This window comes from Terrisporobacter othiniensis (genome assembly GCF_000808015.1).
Taxonomy (GTDB): domain Bacteria; phylum Bacillota; class Clostridia; order Peptostreptococcales; family Peptostreptococcaceae; genus Terrisporobacter; species Terrisporobacter muris.
Window position 1 is genome coordinate 1 of sequence record NZ_JWHR01000004.1, and the last position, 18,547, is coordinate 18,547.

Annotated in this window: 22 protein-coding genes and 1 pseudogene; 2 read left to right on the forward strand and 21 right to left on the reverse strand. The window is 29.6% G+C overall.

The genetic code is table 11. The features are described from left to right. The first annotated feature begins 62 nt into the window (after positions 1-62). Positions 63-1,052: an HD domain-containing protein gene (locus tag QX51_RS00410; RefSeq protein WP_052232781.1), complete on the forward strand. Its 990-nt coding sequence runs from the start codon at positions 63-65 to the stop codon at positions 1,050-1,052. A gap of 41 nt (positions 1,053-1,093) precedes the next feature. On the opposite strand, the gene QX51_RS21510 is transcribed toward QX51_RS00410, so the two are convergent. The 6 genes from QX51_RS21510 to QX51_RS21370 form a co-directional block, all read right to left on the reverse strand. After that, complete coding sequence (locus QX51_RS21510; RefSeq protein WP_052232782.1) at positions 1,094-1,396, reverse strand: GyrI-like domain-containing protein; 303 nt, start codon at positions 1,394-1,396, stop codon at positions 1,094-1,096. A gap of 5 nt (positions 1,397-1,401) precedes the next feature. Further along, complete coding sequence (locus QX51_RS21515) at positions 1,402-1,647, reverse strand: MerR family transcriptional regulator (protein ID WP_052232783.1); 246 nt, start codon at positions 1,645-1,647, stop codon at positions 1,402-1,404. A gap of 60 nt (positions 1,648-1,707) precedes the next feature. Beyond that, complete coding sequence (locus QX51_RS00420) at positions 1,708-2,310, reverse strand: hypothetical protein (protein WP_039677924.1); 603 nt, start codon at positions 2,308-2,310, stop codon at positions 1,708-1,710. Between the two features lie 332 nt (positions 2,311-2,642). Beyond that, positions 2,643-3,914: a conjugated bile salt MFS transporter gene (locus QX51_RS00425; protein WP_039677925.1), complete on the reverse strand. Its 1,272-nt coding sequence runs from the start codon at positions 3,912-3,914 to the stop codon at positions 2,643-2,645. 301 nt (positions 3,915-4,215) lie between these two features. After that, positions 4,216-4,368 (reverse strand): hypothetical protein, encoded by a 153-nt coding sequence (locus QX51_RS20480; RefSeq protein WP_161791877.1) that lies wholly within the window; start codon positions 4,366-4,368, stop codon positions 4,216-4,218. Then, positions 4,365-4,499, reverse strand: coding sequence for a hypothetical protein (locus QX51_RS21370; protein WP_278246172.1), 135 nt, complete (start codon positions 4,497-4,499; stop codon positions 4,365-4,367). The genes QX51_RS20480 and QX51_RS21370 overlap by 4 nt, the downstream gene beginning before the upstream one ends. A 656-nt stretch (positions 4,500-5,155) precedes the next feature. Here QX51_RS21370 and QX51_RS00430 point away from each other — a divergent pair. After that, positions 5,156-5,830 (forward strand): hydrolase, encoded by a 675-nt coding sequence (locus QX51_RS00430; protein ID WP_039677926.1) that lies wholly within the window; start codon positions 5,156-5,158, stop codon positions 5,828-5,830. A gap of 356 nt (positions 5,831-6,186) precedes the next feature. On the opposite strand, the gene QX51_RS20485 is transcribed toward QX51_RS00430, so the two are convergent. The 15 genes and pseudogenes from QX51_RS20485 to QX51_RS00500 form a co-directional block, all read right to left on the reverse strand. Further along, on the reverse strand, positions 6,187-6,342 hold the full coding sequence (locus QX51_RS20485) for a hypothetical protein (RefSeq protein ID WP_161791878.1): 156 nt from the start codon (positions 6,340-6,342) through the stop codon (positions 6,187-6,189). Positions 6,343-6,469: 127 nt separating this feature from the next. Beyond that, entirely contained in the window at positions 6,470-7,486 is a 1,017-nt protein-coding gene (locus tag QX51_RS00435; RefSeq protein ID WP_039677927.1) for an alpha-hydroxy-acid oxidizing protein, read from the reverse strand. Positions 7,487-7,542: 56 nt separating this feature from the next. Continuing rightward, positions 7,543-8,310, reverse strand: a complete 768-nt coding sequence (locus QX51_RS00440) for a ribonuclease HII (protein ID WP_039677928.1) — start codon at positions 8,308-8,310, stop codon at positions 7,543-7,545. 208 nt (positions 8,311-8,518) lie between these two features. Beyond that, a complete protein-coding gene (nhaC, locus tag QX51_RS00445; RefSeq protein WP_039677929.1) occupies positions 8,519-9,943 on the reverse strand; it encodes a Na+/H+ antiporter NhaC in 1,425 nt (474 codons plus the stop codon). A 308-nt stretch (positions 9,944-10,251) separates the two neighbouring features. After that, the gene (locus QX51_RS00450; RefSeq protein WP_052232784.1) at positions 10,252-10,755 is read right to left on the reverse strand and encodes a lecithin retinol acyltransferase family protein; all 504 of its coding nucleotides are present in this window, start codon (positions 10,753-10,755) and stop codon (positions 10,252-10,254) included. A 210-nt stretch (positions 10,756-10,965) separates the two neighbouring features. Further along, positions 10,966-11,880 (reverse strand): ribosome biogenesis GTPase YlqF, encoded by a 915-nt coding sequence (ylqF, locus tag QX51_RS00455; RefSeq protein ID WP_039677930.1) that lies wholly within the window; start codon positions 11,878-11,880, stop codon positions 10,966-10,968. 288 nt (positions 11,881-12,168) lie between these two features. Continuing rightward, the gene (gene rplS, locus QX51_RS00460; RefSeq protein WP_039677931.1) at positions 12,169-12,519 is read right to left on the reverse strand and encodes a 50S ribosomal protein L19; all 351 of its coding nucleotides are present in this window, start codon (positions 12,517-12,519) and stop codon (positions 12,169-12,171) included. Positions 12,520-12,619: 100 nt separating this feature from the next. Continuing rightward, on the reverse strand, positions 12,620-13,315 hold the full coding sequence (gene trmD / locus QX51_RS00465) for a tRNA (guanosine(37)-N1)-methyltransferase TrmD (RefSeq protein ID WP_039677932.1): 696 nt from the start codon (positions 13,313-13,315) through the stop codon (positions 12,620-12,622). Between the two features lie 8 nt (positions 13,316-13,323). After that, complete coding sequence (gene rimM, locus QX51_RS00470) at positions 13,324-13,839, reverse strand: ribosome maturation factor RimM (protein ID WP_039677933.1); 516 nt, start codon at positions 13,837-13,839, stop codon at positions 13,324-13,326. A 267-nt stretch (positions 13,840-14,106) separates the two neighbouring features. Beyond that, positions 14,107-14,334: a KH domain-containing protein gene (locus QX51_RS00475; RefSeq protein ID WP_039677934.1), complete on the reverse strand. Its 228-nt coding sequence runs from the start codon at positions 14,332-14,334 to the stop codon at positions 14,107-14,109. Between the two features lie 62 nt (positions 14,335-14,396). After that, positions 14,397-14,669 carry a 30S ribosomal protein S16 gene (rpsP, locus tag QX51_RS00480; protein WP_039677935.1) on the reverse strand — a complete coding sequence of 91 codons (273 nt, stop codon included), beginning with the start codon at positions 14,667-14,669 and terminating at the stop codon, positions 14,397-14,399. Between the two features lie 41 nt (positions 14,670-14,710). Continuing rightward, entirely contained in the window at positions 14,711-16,063 is a 1,353-nt protein-coding gene (gene ffh / locus QX51_RS00485; RefSeq protein WP_039677936.1) for a signal recognition particle protein, read from the reverse strand. Further along, the gene (gene ylxM, locus QX51_RS00490) at positions 16,060-16,428 is read right to left on the reverse strand and encodes a YlxM family DNA-binding protein (protein ID WP_039677937.1); all 369 of its coding nucleotides are present in this window, start codon (positions 16,426-16,428) and stop codon (positions 16,060-16,062) included. Before ylxM ends, ffh begins: the two co-directional genes overlap by 4 nt. A gap of 98 nt (positions 16,429-16,526) precedes the next feature. Next, entirely contained in the window at positions 16,527-17,708 is a 1,182-nt protein-coding gene (gene ftsY, locus QX51_RS00495; protein WP_039677938.1) for a signal recognition particle-docking protein FtsY, read from the reverse strand. 32 nt (positions 17,709-17,740) lie between these two features. After that, positions 17,741-18,547, reverse strand: a pseudogene (locus QX51_RS00500) (chromosome segregation protein SMC); the annotation flags it as partial.

Genomic DNA, 18,547 nt, shown 5'->3' on the forward strand with positions numbered 1-18,547 from the left:
TTGCAACTGGATATACTCTGTTATATAATAAGTTTTACTACAAATTTGAAGGAGGTATTAATTTGAGTTTAATAGATATATATAGCAAAGATTTCCCCATATTTATAGAGGAATTAATAAATACACCTGAATTTAAAAGACTTAATAATATAGGTATGAACTGCGGATGTGAGTATACTAACTTTCCCATATTTTCTGAGGGTAAAAATTATACTAGATATAATCATAGTATAGGAGTTGCTCTTATAATTTGGCATTTTACAAAAGATATTAAACAATCCATAGCAGGTCTGCTACACGATATAAGCTCACCTGTATTTGCTCATGTGATTGATTTTTTAAATGGAGACCATGAAAATCAAGAGTCTACAGAAGAAAAGACGGAAGAAATTATAGCAAACTCTGCTGAAATACAAACTATCCTAAAAAAATATAGCTTAACAACTGAGGATGTAAAGAATTATCATATGTATCCAATTGCTGATAATGATTCACCACTACTATCAGCAGATAGATTGGAATATACTCTTGGGAATGCTTTTTATTATGGTTTCAAATCTATTGATGAAATAAAAGGTATGTACAATGACTTAGTTGTAAGTAAAAATGAATCTGGAGAAGACGAAATTTCATTTAGTACCTTAGAGCAAGCTATAAAGTTCACCTCTGTATGTATAGAGAATTCTAAAGTCTATACTTGTAATGCAGATAGATTTTCCATGCAGTATTTAGCTGATTTATTAAAATTAGCAGTTGATAAAAAACTTATAAATATGGATGACTTATATACTGTAGAGGATAAGATTATAGAGAAACTACAGGAAGATGAAGAATTAAAATCTAAGTGGAATGACTTTAGAAATCTTTCTCAGATATTTACTAGTAAGGAAAAACCTAATAATGGATATTGGGTTAACATTCCTGCTAAAAGAAGATATATAAATCCTCAAGTAGTTTCTAAGGGAAGAGTTTCTGATTTAAGTGAAGAAGTATCAAAAGATATAGATGATTTTTTAAATGTGGATTTTAACATTTGGTTAAGCGGAAAATAAAGCCATTGATTATATCAGTGGCTTTTTTTATACGTTAATTATTATTTTTTCTCAATAGGTAGTTGTAGTTCTGTTAACCAGTCTTTTTCACTTTCTTTATTCCAAATACCATCAATATAATTCTCCCTAGGGCTATCTACTAAAGTATATCCATTTTCTTCAACCCATTTAAACGCAAAAGCATAAGCCTTAGACAAATCTCTGTAAGGTCCTTTGTGCATTACAGACACTACCTTAGTTGCTTCTATCCTCTTAAATACAATATCATCAAAATCTGGTTTAATTTGCTCCACCGCCTCACAAAATTCCAAATTTATATCTTTTTCTTTATATTCATTGTCCAAATAAACTATGAAACAATATTCTGGGATTTGGCATCTTTGCCTGAAATAATTGATTTAATCTCATCAATAGATAATCCAATCTGACGTAATGATTGTATTTTATGAAGTTCAAAAAGTTGAGAAGTACTGTAATAACGAAACTTCGTAAATTCATCTATTTCTTCTGGCTTTAATAAACCTATTTCATCATAATATCTAAGTGTTTTTATTGTTGTTTTACTCAACTTTGAAAACTCTCCTATACGTAACATTCGTATCACCTTCCTCGTATTTTAAGTATAGATTCTACCCTTTATAATGCCTACATATTTTTATTGTATATCTACAATTATCATTCCACCCTTTTCTTCATACCCCGTATCCCATAATTCATTAAATGAAATCCAGTTATATTTTCCATAGGTTGCTATTTTTATAAATAATTCATCATCACTTTTCTCATATCCAACAATTAAGAACCAATGCCATACAAGTTCTTTTAACTTTGAATTTTTATGTTTTAATAAAAGAAATGGTATGGGAGTTTCTTTGTCTATCTGATTTATAACTATTTTTTTACCATCAAATACTGAATTTTCTCCACCAAAAGGTGTCATCTTTATACCTTGGTCATTAACATCATATAGATATTTTCCCAATCCATCTATATATAATTGTAGAGTATTGATTCCTGTCATTCTAGGGCGAAGATAAGGTTTCATTATATTAGAGAATTTGATATAGTCTGATTTTTGTAAGAAATTAATATCAAATGGATATAAATGCTCACTTCCTATAAGTATATTTAAATAAACACATAAGTCACAAGCCGTAACTGCTGCACAACCTCCTAGTTTCATCATAGGATCCCAAAACCAATTTTGATTCCCCCCATAATGATCTTCTATATTAAAATATATCAATTCTTTTTTCATAGTTAATATTTCCTTTCTAATATCATTATCTTAACTAAATATTAACATCTTTAATATTAAATTAAAATAAAAGTATATATAAATTCATTTAATTAAAATAATAATTTTTTATATTATTTGAAATCCTAAACTATGCTTAAAGTAATATATTCTACAAATAAAATAAGGAACAAGAGTTGGAATACACAAACTTATTATCATATTTATTTTTCATAAATATGATAGATTGCATATTCCTAACTTGTTCCAGTTAATTTCTTATATATCCTACTAATTATATAATAAGTAGTTATATCTATTTAGATTAATCATCTAAATAGACTATATTATAATTAAGCAGCTACTTCTTTATCTACTTTTGTTCCTTTTTTATTTAATACGTCCATAGCTTTTATAGCAGATAATATACCAACATAAGCTAATATAACAGCTCCTACTATTGTCCACCAAGCTACTCCGTATCCCATTTTATCAACTACTATACCAAATATTGATGAACCAGCAGCAAATCCTACACCGAATACTAATTGTACCATACCTAATACACCAGCATATTCTTTGTTTCCAAATAATTTACCAACAAGTAAAGCAGGACCTATTGTATAAGCGAATATTGATAAACCTTTTGCTACTGCGAATACATAAGCAAGAGGAGTTACATCTATTGCAAATATTAATGATAAATTAGATATTAAAACTATTACACCAGCTATTCCCATAGCTTTGAATGGTCCTATTTTATCGAATAAGTTACCACCAACTATAGTCCCCGCAAGAGAACATATAGCGAATATAGATCCTATTATTCCTGTATTTACAGCTTCATTTAAATGTAAGTAAGCTGGATATTGTACTGATAATGCTGCCACATATATACCAACAAAGAAGAATCCACCAGCAAGGAATTTGAATCCTTTAGTTTTCATAGCTTCAGCAACAGTGTATCCCCAGCTTAAGCCTTCTTCCTTATTATCTTCTTCAGAACCTTTAGCTCTTACAACTTCTGAAGCATCTTTTGGCATTCTTAACATGAATAGTATTATTGGTAAAGCTACTACTAAACCTACAAGACCAAATATTAAGTACGCTTGTTTAAATCCAACAGCTTTTATTAAAGCAACTGATGAACCTTGTAAGAATATATTTCCTATAGATCCCCCAGCCATAGCTGTAGATAAAGCTTTACCTTTACTTGCTTCATCGAACCAAGCATTTATTAATAGAGGTATACCTAATGCAGATATTATAGCAGCACCTATTTGCATTATACCTGCTATTAAGTAGTATTGCCATGGAGCTGTTGCTATTGAGAAAGCAGCAAAACCACCACAACCTAATATAGCACCTGCTATGTATAAAGGCTTAAGGCTAAACTTTTTAAATAAACCACCAACTATTGGTGAACCTATAGCTGAAACTAAAGTTCCTATAGTGAATATTAAAGAAAAACTTGCCATACTAAAACCTAATGCTTTGTCACTAACTACGTAGTACATGAATTGCGGTTGTAAGTTAGCTAAAACACCATAAGGTATTGCTTGTATAAGCATACATGCTATAACAACTTTCCAACCAGCAACAATTTTTTTGTTTGAATTACTCATCGAATTCTCTCCTTTTGTTGTAAATATATAATTGCTGTACTAATAAATTAAGTATAACGATTTCAAATATTAAATTAAATATTATAAATTAATTTTCAGCACCAATACATAGTAGCACTGTAGCAGAGAAAAAACAAGGAAAACTTGTCGTACTATAAATTTATTTGTCGATTTTTCTACATTTATCTATGATGATTACACAATTTTTTATAGTAGAATTTAAATATTAATTTACTTTTTATTTTAAATTACTTTAATATTTGTCATATAATTTATCTAATAATTTCTAGCTATTTCTTAGCTATTTTAGCTTAGCTAAGATTAAGTCATATTTCTTTTCATATTCAGATTTTTTATAAGGATTAGTCTCCACACATAACATGGAAATTACATAACTCATTTCATTTTCTAAGGATAAAGTTTCATCTTTATTTTTATGATTAAATGTTTTCAATTTTTATTGCCTTCATTTTCTATATACTTACTATAATCTCCGTTAAACTCTTCAATTTGCTGATTTTTAATTTCAATAATACAGTCACATATTTTATCTATAAAGGCTCTATCATGTGATACTATAAGCATGGTTTTATCTGTATTTTTTTAAGATTCCTCAAGGGCTTCTAGGTAAATCTAATATTTCAAATTTATCTATATCTAATATTAATTCATCCAAATAATACTTTTTAGATTTTCTATATTTACTAATTGCATAAAAAAATCCCTCCTCATTTGTACTCAAATATAAGGAGAGACTATTATAATAACAGGCACACTAAAAAAGTTAGCAAACTAATATAAAAAGCAAATGGAATTTCCTTCTCTACATATTATTGCATTACTAAATATTTTATAATTTACTCTCCTTAATTTAAGCACTATAAATACACCTATTAATATAGGCTTTTAAAATTTATGATACTTTTATTTTAAAGGTAAATTATAACTTCATTTTAATTTTATCCGTACCCTTTCATTTTTTATTTTTCAATAGAATTTTATCATGTTTAATTTTTAATATCAATTACTAATAAATTTAAATATCTTGTATCATATCTATCTTATTTGTAAGAAATAAATTTAAAATAAATAAACTTATTTAAATTAGAAAATTAACATAATATTTAACAATAAAAATATATAAAAATCAACATACCTCATTTATAATTAATAGTAAAACATTTTAAATATTTTTACTATTAATTATGCACATATGAAAATTTTTAAGGAGGATTTTATCCATGAAACAAAGACCAAAATCAATAGATGGTACACTTAGAAAATCATTTTTACGTGTTCCTGAAGTTATTAGAGAATGCAGCGGCATAAATATTTTTGGGAAAAGAATTAAGTCTCTTGTTTTTTCAACTGACTTAGCTATTATAAAAAATGTAAATGCAGACGCAGTAATAGCCGTATATCCATTTACACCTCAGCCCATAATTACACAATCTATTATTATGGCTTCTGATATCCCTGTTTTTGCAGGTGTTGGTGGAGGTTTGACAAAAGGAATTCGTTCTGTAATGCTTGGAACAAATGCTGAGTTGCAAGGTGCTATCGGTGTGGTTGTCAATGCTCCAACATCAAACGGTGTAGTCAAAGCTTTATCTAATGCACTAGATATACCTGTTGTTGTTACTATTGTGAATGATGATACAAATATTCAGGAAAGAATAGATTCTGGTGCAACTATTTTTAATGTTTCAGCTTCTGTTGATACACCTAGGATAGTTGCCAAAATTAGAGATGCTTATCCTGATTTTCCAATAATCGCAACAGGTGGTCCTACTGATGAAAGTATCAGAAAAACCATAGCTGCCGGTGCAAATGCAATCACTTGGACACCACCTTCTATTGCTGTATTGTTTAAAGACGTTATGAATTCTTATAGACAGAATTCGGATGCACATTAGTAATTCATTTTCTATGGAATGTTATCTGGTACACTAGGACACCAACTTTTACAACACTATTAAATATACAGTATATTTTAGTTGAGTTTAAAGTCTGTTAGTTTTTATTATTTCTAGTGTACTTGATCTACTATCATTAATAAAACCTTTATTACAACTCAATTACACACTTTATTTTACATTCCTGCTATACTTTCTTCTAGTCCATATGCATTAAATACTACACCTGCTTCATGTCCATAATTTTCTATTAGTCTATTTACAATTTCTTTTGCTGCTCTTTTTATCGATTCATTTATTATTATATAAAAAATGAATTTATATTTTTATGGTCAAAAACACCTTTTTTATTACCCTTATTTTTCTTTATATTCATTTTCTTTAGTATATAGATATGTATTTTTAGAACAACCTAAAGCTCCTGTAGCTGTTAATGCTATTACCAAGATTGCAATAAATATTTTATATGTTTTTTCAAAATATCCTCCATATGTAAATAAATTATTTTGCATTGATATTATACTATAAAAAAGAGTATTGACAATTCAATCAATACTCTTTTTATTAATTTAATTAGTAGAAATTATTCTTATGCATCATTTTAAATCTAACTTTTCATTTAATTTTATTATTAAACTTCTATCTATATATAACCTTACCATCAATATCGCTAACACTTTGACATCCAGTAAGTCTCATAGTAGCCTCAAATTCACCTATTACCTTATTAATATACATTTCAACACCTTCTTTACCACCACCAAAGCTAGCAGTAACAAAAGGTCTTCCTATAAGCACGCCATCAGCTCCAAGTCCTATCAATTTAAGAACATCAACACCGCTTCTAACACCACCATCAACTAAAATAGTTACCTTACCTTTAACAACTTCAGCAATAGCAGGAAGTACATCAGCAGCACCTGGAGTACAATCTAAAACTCTACCGCCGTGGTTAGACACAACTATAGCATCCACACCAGCTTGAACAGCAAGCATAGCATCTTCTGCAGTCATTATACCTTTTACTATAAATGGTAGCTTAGTAGCTGCTTTCAACTCTTTTAAAGCTTCCACATCTTTTGGTACAACTGTTTTTCCATGCATTGATAAAGTAACTAGTCCACATGCATCCACATCTACACCAACAGCAAAAGCCCCAGCTTCTTCAGCTAATTTTATTTTCTTTATTATGTCTTGATTTTCCCAAGGCTTTATAAATACTATACCTTGGCCATCGTTTTCTTTTAATACATCTAGGTTGTCCATTAAGAATGAATCTACAGCAGTATCACCAACCATTGGGAAGATTCCTGTTTCTATACATCCTTCTACAACTGGAGTTATGTATTCTCTTTCACTTATTTTTCCACCCATATTTAATGTAGTTCCTGTTATAGGAGCTGCAAATATAGGTGCTTTCATTTTCTTCCCAAATAATTCTACTGAAGTATCTGGCTTAGATACATTATGTATAACTCTCATGTTTATTTTAACATCTTGTAAACTTTTGAAGTTTTGTATAAAAGCAGATCCAGTTTCTTTTCCACCCATTCCTGGAACTTCTCCTGCACAAACTACTCCATTACAAGCTTTACATACCCTACAACTTCCATTTAAGTTTTCTCTTGCTTCTTTTAGCATATCTTTATAATTCATTGTTTATTCCCCTCCAATAATAATTCACTTAAAAATTCTTCCATTAATATTATAGCTTATAACACATTCTTAAGGAAACTTTTTCTATGTATTGGTGTTATACCATTTTTTTCTATAGCTTCGTAATGCTCCTTTGTACCATATCCTTTGTTTGATTTAAACCCATACTCAGGATATATTTCATCATATTGGCACATCATTCTATCTCTAGTAACCTTAGCTAAAATACTTGCAGCCCCTATTGATATTGACTTTGAATCACCTTTTATTATTGGATTTTGTTTTATATCAACCCCTGGTATTGTAACAGCATCTACTAATAAGTAGTCTGGTTGTTTTTTCATTGAATTTAATGCTTTTTTCATTGCCATATATGTGGCATTTAAAATATTGTAGTCATCTATTTCTTCATTGTCCACAATTCCTATTCCATAATCTAGGGCATTTTCTTTTATTATTTCATATAATTCTTCTCTTTTACTTTCTTTGATTTTTTTAGAATCATCTATTCCTTCTATTTTAGTGTGTGGCGGTAAAACAACTACAGCAGCAACTACAGGCCCTGCCAGTGGTCCTCTACCAACCTCATCTATTCCACCTATGTATAAATATCCTTTTTCATATCCATCATTTTCGTATGTATTTATAAGTTCTAGTCTTTCATCTTCTTTTCTTATAGCATCAAGTTTTTTAGCTAAAGACACAGCTAGTTTTTGCACTGATTTTCTTTCGTCACTTTTTAAAATATCTATATATTCTAAGTATTGATCCACCTTTAGATTATCTACTATTTCTTTAATTTCTTTTACACTTTTATTATTCATGGTAATCTCCTTATTGTTTATTCAGTTTTATTATGTACTCACCTGTTATATTTTATCATAAAATTTGTTACGTTCATATCTACAACGATTTATCTTTTCTCTACTTCAGATAAATTCATTGCTCAAAATTCATTTTGCTCATGTAACAAGTGATTTATTTAAAAAAAGCCAGCAGAATTAGCTTTATCTGTTGGCTTTATATATTGATTTAATTTGCTTTTTTACATAATTTTAAATTTTCATCATAATCTATTCTTGCTATTTTAAATTTAAGTGCTATCATTACCAATGAGACTATTGGATTTATTAAATTTAACAAAGCATATGGTGCATATATAAATGCTGATATCCCAAGTGTTCCTGCTATATAAGCACCACAAGTATTCCATGGTATAAGTGGAGAAGTTAAAGTTCCACTATCTTCTAATGCTCTTGATAACATCTTTGGATGTATACCTCTTTTTTTGTATTCTTCGCTATACATTCTTCCTGGTATAACAATAGATAAATATTGTTCTCCAGCTATTATATTAGTAAATGTACAAGTTAACATAGTACAAAATACTGTACCAAACACACCTTTTGCAGCTCTCAATATGGACGATGCTATTACTTCAAGCATCCCTGTCTTTTCTAGTATTCCTCCTAATCCTAGTGCACATATTGTTAATGATACAGTTGACATCATATTCATAAGTCCACCTTTAGATAACAACATATCTACAGATTCTATACCTGTAGTAGATACATATCCATTAGTCGCCGCTTCTAATATGGCTCCTATGTCTTGTCCTTGGAAAAATATTGCTATAATAACACCTACCAATGCTCCGCAAATAAGTCCAGGGATTGCTGGTACTTTAAGCATAACTAGCACAATTACTATAACTGGTCCAATTAACAAAAACGGTGATAAAGTATTAAACGAAGACTCCAGTGTGTTGCTAATTAATTGAATTTGACTTATATCCAGTTCTTGTCCAGAATATTTCGTCCCCATTATACCAAATATTATTAATACTATTACTAAGGATGGTACAATTGAATATGACATATATTTTATGTGAGTAAATAAGTCAGTACCTGCCATTGCTGGTGCTAAATTAGTTGTCTCAGATAGAGCAGATAATTTATCTCCAAAATATGCTCCAGATATAATAGATCCTGCAACTATTCCTACTGGTATACCTAAGCTTTGACCAATACCTAAAAGTGCAACACCGACTGTTCCCATAGTGCTCCAAGATGATCCCGTTGCAAGAGATACTATAGCGCATACTATTACTGAGGCCACCAAGAAAATATTTGGTGATATGACTTTTAATCCCCAATAAATCATACTTGGGACCACCCCACTTATTACCCAAGTTCCTATAAGTATACCTATTATCATTATAATCAAAATCGCTTGCATAGCCATTTTAATACTATCAAACATACTGATTTCTAACTCAGTCCATTTAAATCCTAGTCTATATACTCCTATGGCCCCTGCTATAGCTGCAGCTCCTATAAGTGGTACATGTGGTGATGCCTCAAACATAAATATTCCTATTCCTAAAAATAACGCTAAGCATATTATCGGTATCATTGCCTCTAATAACGATGCCTTCCTACTAATCTTTTGCTTCATTTTAAATTCTCCCCTTATCAATAGTTTAATTTGAATTTTTTGAAACCTATTAGTCTATACCACCTATTTTTTCTTTATAAGTCAATTCAATTTCTACTCTATTACCTAATTTATAATTAAAATAATACTTTTCTTATATTCTATATTATAAATTTAGCACATTTTTAGGATATTGTTATTTTTTTATTTATCTTTTATGAATTTTTTATTTTATTTATAATTTTTCACCATTTTAATCCATTTAATATTTGTTTTTCTTATATATTTTAAATTAAAAACTACGCAGGTGACATTTTCCTGCGCAATTTTTAATAATCTTCTTTTATTAAGTATTTAACAAACACTGCTTTTAAAACAGCGTTCACTTGATAAGACTGTTTCACTCCTGTTTTACACCACAATGCAAAATGCTCACAATTGTTAGCAGGAAGTAAAAATTTTCGTTCTCCAACCCTACTCCTTGCCCTCCTTACCGTTTCTTCAGGGGAATATATTTTAAACTTAACTTTATTTTTAATTTGATAAAGAAGATACAAAGCTTGTGCTCCATCTAGCAAGTCCCGATTTAATCCTTTTGCCCTTACTCTTTTCACAGTGGAAGATTTATCTTCTGAAAATTTATACACATAATATTTATCCGATCCTCCTAAAAAGTTATCAATATCTGTTTCAGCTATAACCATTTGTCTTAGAAAGAAATCTTTATCTTTACCACTATAATGAATAACATGGTTCTTATCTACAAATATTCCAAAATGATTATATATTCCATGATTAACACATATTACATCTCCATATTGAGGTTCAATCAAAATATCGCCTCCCAATATATATTTATATATATAATTTATGATTTATTATTTATATTGTTGATAAAAATTCGTTTCACTCGAGCGACCTATCGACGAAACACTTCATGTGGCTAACTGCTCGCACGTTGCTCAAGTAACAAAATATGCTATCCATATAGCAAATAGCGTGTAATTTCCTTACAATAAAAAAAGAAAGTCATAATGACTTTCTTATTTATCCATATAATCCATAGGTTCTTCTAAAGATATTTGTCCTATTTTACCTTCTCTGTACTCATTTAATACAGTTTGGGCAATTCTAGTATAGTCTAATTCTTGTCTTCCTAAGATAAACCCTCTTTTTCTACCTATCATTTCCATAGTTTCTAATGGAGTTTCTCCTAGTTCTTCTAATTTGTATCTAGCTTTTAATTTTTCTGGCTCTATTTCCATAAGTTTTTCTATAAACTTAAGTCCTAGAGTGTCTATATCAAGTATTTCGTCTTTTATAGCTCTAGAAAATGCTAAGTTAAGTGCTACTTCTTGATCTTCAAATTTAGGCCAAAGTATACCAGGAGTATCAAGTAACTCTAAATTTCCTTTAAGCCTTACCCATTGCTTACATTTAGTAACACCTGGTTTGTCTCCAGTTACAGTACTTTTTCTTCCTGTAAGTTTATTTATAAGAGTTGATTTACCTACGTTTGGAATACCAACTATCATAAGTCTTATAGCTCTTTCTTGTCTTCCTTTTGCCTTAAGGTTATCCATCATTTCCTTAGTAACATTCTTACATTCTTCTACTATTTTGTTTACACCATTACCTTTTATAGTAGCTACAGGTATCGCTTTTATTCCTCTTTTAGCATAGTAGTTAACCCACTTGCTTAAGTTAGCTGGATTTGCTAAATCACTTTTATTTAAAACTACTACTCTTGGCTTATTCCCAACTATTTCATCTATTTGAGGGTTCTTACTTGAGTAAGGTATTCTAGCATCCAATAACTCTATTACAACGTCTACCATTTTTAAGTTATTTTGAACTAATTCCTTAGTCTTTTTCATATGCCCTGGATACCAGTTTATATGTAAATTATCGTCTTTTAAATATTCGTCATAATCACTTCTTCTGTAATCTCTTGCCATGTTCTCACTTCCTTATCTTTTTATAAGTACTAATTTATTTCATCCTATATATAGGATTTCATTTTTTATTATATCTATGCTTTTATTCATATTAATAACTGAAAGTTTGATTTACTTGAGCGACGTGTCTGCAAAACACTTTATATCTCCAATGGCTACGCCCATTGCTCAAGCTAATATATTAAAATTTACAATTCATCTAAAAAACAGATAAATTATAAATTCTTGATGACTGAAAAAAAGGAAATCCCTAAAGAGATTTCCTTCCTAAATTAACTTAAAAAGTTATTATTTATTTCTAGCTTCTTTTATCTTAGCAGCTTTACCAGTTCTAGTTCTTAGGTAGTTTATCTTAGCTCTTCTTACTTTACCTTTTCTAGTAACTTCTATTTTTTCTATTTTTGGAGAGTGAACTGGGAAAGTTCTTTCTACACCAACGTTGAATGATATTTTTCTAACAGTGAAAGTTTCTCTAGCTCCTCCACCTTGTCTCTTCATTACAACACCTTCAAATACCTGAACTCTTTCTCTTTTTCCTTCAACTATTTTAACGTGTACTCTTACTGTGTCCCCAGGTCCAAATGCAGGAACTTCAGCTTTTAATTGTTCTTGTTCTAATGATTTTATTAATTCGTTCATTTTCTTCCTCCTAAGTATCATAGACGCTCTTAATTACTGACCAATGTAAGCAGAGGAGCGGCCGTATTGTTTTCAACAGTCTTAATTATACTATAATTATTTACTTCTTACAAGACTTTTTATACAAATCTGGTCTTCTAAGTTTTGTGATTTTTTTAGATTCTTCAAGACGCCATTTTTCTATTTTTTGATGATTACCTGATAGTAATACATCTGGTACAGACATGCCCATAAACTCTCTTGGTCTAGTGTAATGTGGGTATTCCAATAAATCATCTTTGAAACTTTCTTCTTCAAATGATTCATTTTGACTAAGTACACCAGGAATAAGTCTAGCTATAGAGTCTATCATAATCAGAGCTGGAAGTTCTCCACCTGTCAATACATAGTCTCCTATAGACACTTCATCCGTTACTATTAAATCAATTATTCTTTGATCTATTCCTTCATAATGTCCACAAAGCAGTATTATATCTTCATCTAGAGATAAATCACTGGCAATCTCTTGTTTATATACTTGTCCTTTTGGCGTTAAATATACCACCCTAGGATTTGTTATATTGTGAGTATCTACAATATGCTTATATGTGTCATATATAGGTTGAGGAGTCATTAACATTCCTGCCCCTCCACCAAATGGATAGTCGTCGACCTTTTTATGTTTATTTGCTGAAAAATCTCTAATATTGTACACATGTACTTCTATTATTTCTTTTTCTATAGCTCTTTTCATTATACTTTCACTCATATATGAGTTGAAAATATCTGGAAAAAGAGTCATAATGTGAAATCTCATATTATCACCTAATCTAACATTCCTTTTATAGGATCTATTATCATTTTCTTTTCTTCTATGTTTATTTCAGGAACAAATTTTAATGTTGATGGGATAAGATATTCTTTGTCATTATCTCCTTTTACAACATATACATCGTTAGCAGAATATTGTAGAACATCCTTAAGAGTTCCTACTTTTTCTCCACCTAATGTAAAGACTTCTATTCCTATTAAATCTGCTATGAAAAATTCATCTTCATCAAGATCTACACTATCTTCTCTAGATATATAAAGGTTTTTAGTTTTTACTTTTTCAGCAAGTTCAACAGAATCTATACCTTTTATCTTCATTATAACCATATTTCCTTTATATCTAACTCTTTCAACTTCATATTCTTTGTTGAAGTTTTTATCAAGATAAAAACTTTCTAAATCATCAAATCTATTTATGTTATCCACATATGGATATACTCTAACTTCTCCCTTAAGACCTTGAGTATTTACTATCTGACCGATTCTAAAATGAGTTAACTTTTCTTTCATAGTCTCACCTTCTTTAAATTGTTTCTTTATATAAAAATTCACGTTAAAATATCAAATAATATTTGTTTTTAGTCTTTGTTTTTAGTCTTAAAATTATTTTTGATTTATATATTTAATATTTCTATGATTATTTTTGATTCTAAAGATTCTTATTAAATTTTATTTCGCCTAAGCAAAGCGTTATCGAAACACCTTAATCATTTTCCCTAAAAATTTCAATATTTTACTTATTATAAACAAAAAGGATTAGGCATATACCTAACCCTTCTATAATATTTCAAGTGAAACCTTGACATTTTCTTTATTTCCAGCAGATTTTAGCACAGTTCTAATAGCTTTAGCTATTCTTCCCTGCTTTCCGATAACCTTGCCCACATCATCTTGAGAAACTTTTAGTTTTAAGATAATTTCATCTTTTTCTATAGTTTCTTCTATTGTCACTTCGTCAGGATTATCTACTAGAGCTTTGACAATATGCATAACTAGCTCTTTCATATATTCATCTCCTAAAAACTAATCCTTAATGGATTATATTGAGTACTAAAATAATCTAATTATTATTTAGATTGTTTTTGAGCTTCGAACTTTTCAGTTATTCCGTTGTTAGCGAATAATTTTTTAACAGTGTCAGTTGGTTGAGCTCCTACTGCTAACCATTTTAAAGCTTTCTCGTCGTTTATTCTTGTTTCTTTGTTAGCTGAAACTGGATTGTAGTATCCTATTTCTTCTATGAATTTTCCATCTCTAGGAGATCTAGAATCTGCTACTACTATTCTGTAGAAAGGTTTTTTGTTTGCACCCATTCTTTTTAATCTTATTTTAACTGCCATTACAGTCACCTCCGAATTTTTTGTCTATTTTTGTGTATTATTTATTTAAAGAAAGGAAGTCCGCCTAACGCGCCTCTTTTCTTCATACCTTTTTGATTACCCATAAACATCTTCATCATTTTTTTCATTTCATTTAATTGTTTTATAAGTCTGTTTATGTCTTGCACGCTTGTCCCACTACCCTTCGCTATTCTTCTTTTTCTAGAAGCATTAAGTAGTTCTGGTTTACGTCTTTCTTCTAAAGTCATAGATTGTATTATAGCTTTAGTTCTTTTCATTTCTTTTCCATTTAAGTCCACATTACCAAGCTGATTTTTTAAGTTACCCATACCTGGCATCATTCCAAGAATTTTATCAAGTGGACCCATGTTTTCTATTTGTTCAAATTGAGCTAACATATCTTCAAAGTCAAAATCTTGTTTTCTGATTTTACTTTCTAATTCTTTAGCTTTCTCTAAATCCATAGCATCTTGAGCTTTTTCTATTAAACTTAGGACATCTCCCATTCCAAGGATTCTTGATGCCATTCTATCTGGATAGAATGGTTCTAAATCATCTAATTTTTCACCCATACCTATGAATTTAATTGGCTTTTGTGTTACAGCCCTTATTGAAAGTGCTGCCCCACCTCTTGTATCACCATCAAGTTTTGTAAGAACTACACCGTCAAGGCCTAGGGCATTATCAAAACTTTCAGCAACATTAACTGCATCTTGACCTGTCATAGAGTCAACTACTAATAAAATCTCATGAGGTTTTATTTCTGATTTAATAGATTTTAATTCATCCATTAATGTTTCATCTATATGAAGTCTACCTGCTGTATCTATAATAACTAAGTCATTGTTATTTTTTAGAGCATGACTTAATCCTGCTTTTGCTATATTTACTGGGTTTTCTTTGTCACCCATATTAAATACTGGTATGTCTAATTTTTCTCCTACAACTTGTAATTGTTTTATTGCTGCAGGTCTATAAACGTCACAAGCTACTAATAAAGGTCTTTTACCTTGTTTCTTAAAGTAATTACCTATTTTTCCAGAAGTAGTTGTTTTACCAGCACCTTGAAGACCAACCATCATAATAATTGTAGGTGGTTTCGAAGATATCATAACTTTACTTTGTACATCTCCCATAAGGGCAGTAAGTTCTTCGTTTACTATTTTAATAACGTGTTGAGCTGGAGTTAAACTTGTCATAACTTCTTGTCCAACACATCTTTCTTGAACCTTTTTTATAAAGTCTTTAACAACTTTAAAGTTTACGTCTGCTTCTAATAAAGCAAGCTTAACTTCTCTCATTGCATCTTTTACATCTTTTTCTGTAAGTTTTCCTTTTGATTTTAACTTACCAAGTGCACCTTGCAATTTATCTGATAAACCTTCAAATATCATTTCAACAACTCCCTACATATTTGTTCTATTGTTTCTAACTTAGGGATTAAATTAGCACAATCTCTATTTTGCAATAAATCTTGTTTAATGTCAACAATTTTATCTTCTAGTGATTTTAGGATTTCTTCTTGTTGATTATCTTTTGATACTAAGTGAAGTTTATTTTCATATTCCCTCAATATCTTTTCTGAACGTTTAAGAGTATCGTAAACTCCTTGTCTAGATACATTAAGATTTTCACTGATTTCACCTAAAGAATAATTTTCCTCATAATAAAGTGAAACTATTTCTTTTTGTTTATCAGTTAGTAATTCTTTATATTGTTCAAACAATAACCCAATTTCCACCATTTTATCTATATTCATAACTTCACTTCCCAGTGTATACTGTAAAGGTTATTTACTTTACACATTGTATTTTATATTAAAACTAATTTATTGTCAATATATATTTCGTCTAAATTTTACCCAAATAATGCATCTGAAAATGCTTTAGCATCAAAGTCTTGTAAATCTTCCATTTTTTCTCCCACACCTATTAATTTAACAGGTACATCTACTTCAGATTTAACAGCTAAAACAACTCCACCTTTTGCAGTACCATCTAATTTAGTTAAAACAAGTCCAGTTATATCACATACTTGTTTAAAGCTTTTAGCTTGAGACACTGCATTTTGCCCAGTAGTTGCATCTACTACTAGTAATACTTCTTTTTTAGCTTCTGGATATTCTCTATCTACTATCTTAAATACTTTTGATAATTCATTCATTAAGTTAGCCTTATTATGAAGTCTTCCTGCTGTATCACAGATTAATAAATCAATATCTCTAGCTTTTGCAGCTTTTATTGAGTCAAATATAACTGCTCCAGGATCAGCACCTTCTTGATGTTTTATTATATCTACACCACTTCTGTTAGCCCATACCTCTAACTGATCTATGGCAGCTGCTCTAAATGTATCTCCAGCTGCTATTAAAACCTTTTTACCTTCTTTTTTGTATCTGCTAGCTAATTTTCCTATAGTTGTAGTTTTTCCAACTCCATTAACTCCTACCATTATAATGATTGATGGTGAGTGACTTACATCTAAAGTTGAATTTTCATTAGTTAATATTTCTTCTATTATTAACTTTAATTCTCCTTTAACATCTTGTGGATCAGTTATTTTTTTAGTTTTTATAGCATCTGTTAGCTTATCAATTATATTCATTGTTGTATCCACACCAACATCTGCTGTAATTAATATTTCTTCTATTTCTTCTAATAAGTCTTCATCAACTTTTGTATATGATTTTAAAACTTGGTCTACTCTATCAGTTATTCCTTGCTTAGCTTTTGATAAACCTTGTTTTAATCTTTCAAATAAACTCATTTTTGGTTCTTCAACTACTTCTTCTATTTCTTTTTTATCTTCTACTAATTGTAATTCTTCATTTTGAATTTCTTCAACAGAACTATCTAAAGCAACTTCTTTAACTACCTCTTCTTTTGGCTTTTCAACTTTTTGTACTTCCTCCACCTGTTGTTCTTCTTCAACTTGTAGTTTCTCAGCTTGTTCTTCAACTGTTTCTTCACTTACAACTACTTGTGATGCTTCCTCTTTTATTTCTTCTTTTTTGCTCTTTTTAAAAAACTTTTTAAACACCCTACGTCCTCCTAAGTATATTTTACTTTTTATTAAATAATATCAGTCATTTCTTCAGCTTCATTTAAACTTAATGCTATGACTTTTGATATGGCTCTTTGTTCCATAGTTACACCATAGATATAATCTGCAGCTTCCATTGTACCTCTTCTGTGAGTTACAGCTATAAACTGTGTCCTAGATGTTAATTCTTTTAAGAATGTACCAAATCTAGCTATATTACTATCATCTAGTGGTGCTTCTATTTCATCTAGTATACAGAAGGGCGTTGGTTTTGCCAATAATATGGAGAATAATATACTTATGGCTGTTAATGCCTTCTCTCCACCTGATAATAAACTTAAATTTTTCATTTTTTTACCTGGTGGTTTTGCAGTAATTTCTATATCACTTTCTAAAATATTTTCTTCATCTAGAATTGTTAAATTCCCTTCTCCTCCACCAAATAACCTATTATATACATATTTAAAGTTTTCATTAATTTTATCAAACTCTTCTTTAAATTGTATTTTCATATGCTCTTCTAATTCTGCTATTATTTCCTCTATGGCTTCAATAGATTTTTGTAAATCTTCTTTTTGCTCACTATAGAAATCATATCTTTCTTTTGTTTCTTTGTACTCTTCTATTGAGTCTATATTTACATTACCTAAAGATCTAATTTCTTTTTTAAGAGAATCTAATATTTTTTTATTTATTTCTATATCATCATCTCTAAGTTCTACAGCTTGTAGATATGTTAGATTATAGTCCTCAAATAATTTAAAGTTATTACTTTCCTTATTTGACTCTAACTTTTCAATTCTAGATTCAACTTTAAATATTGCTTCTCTTAGTTC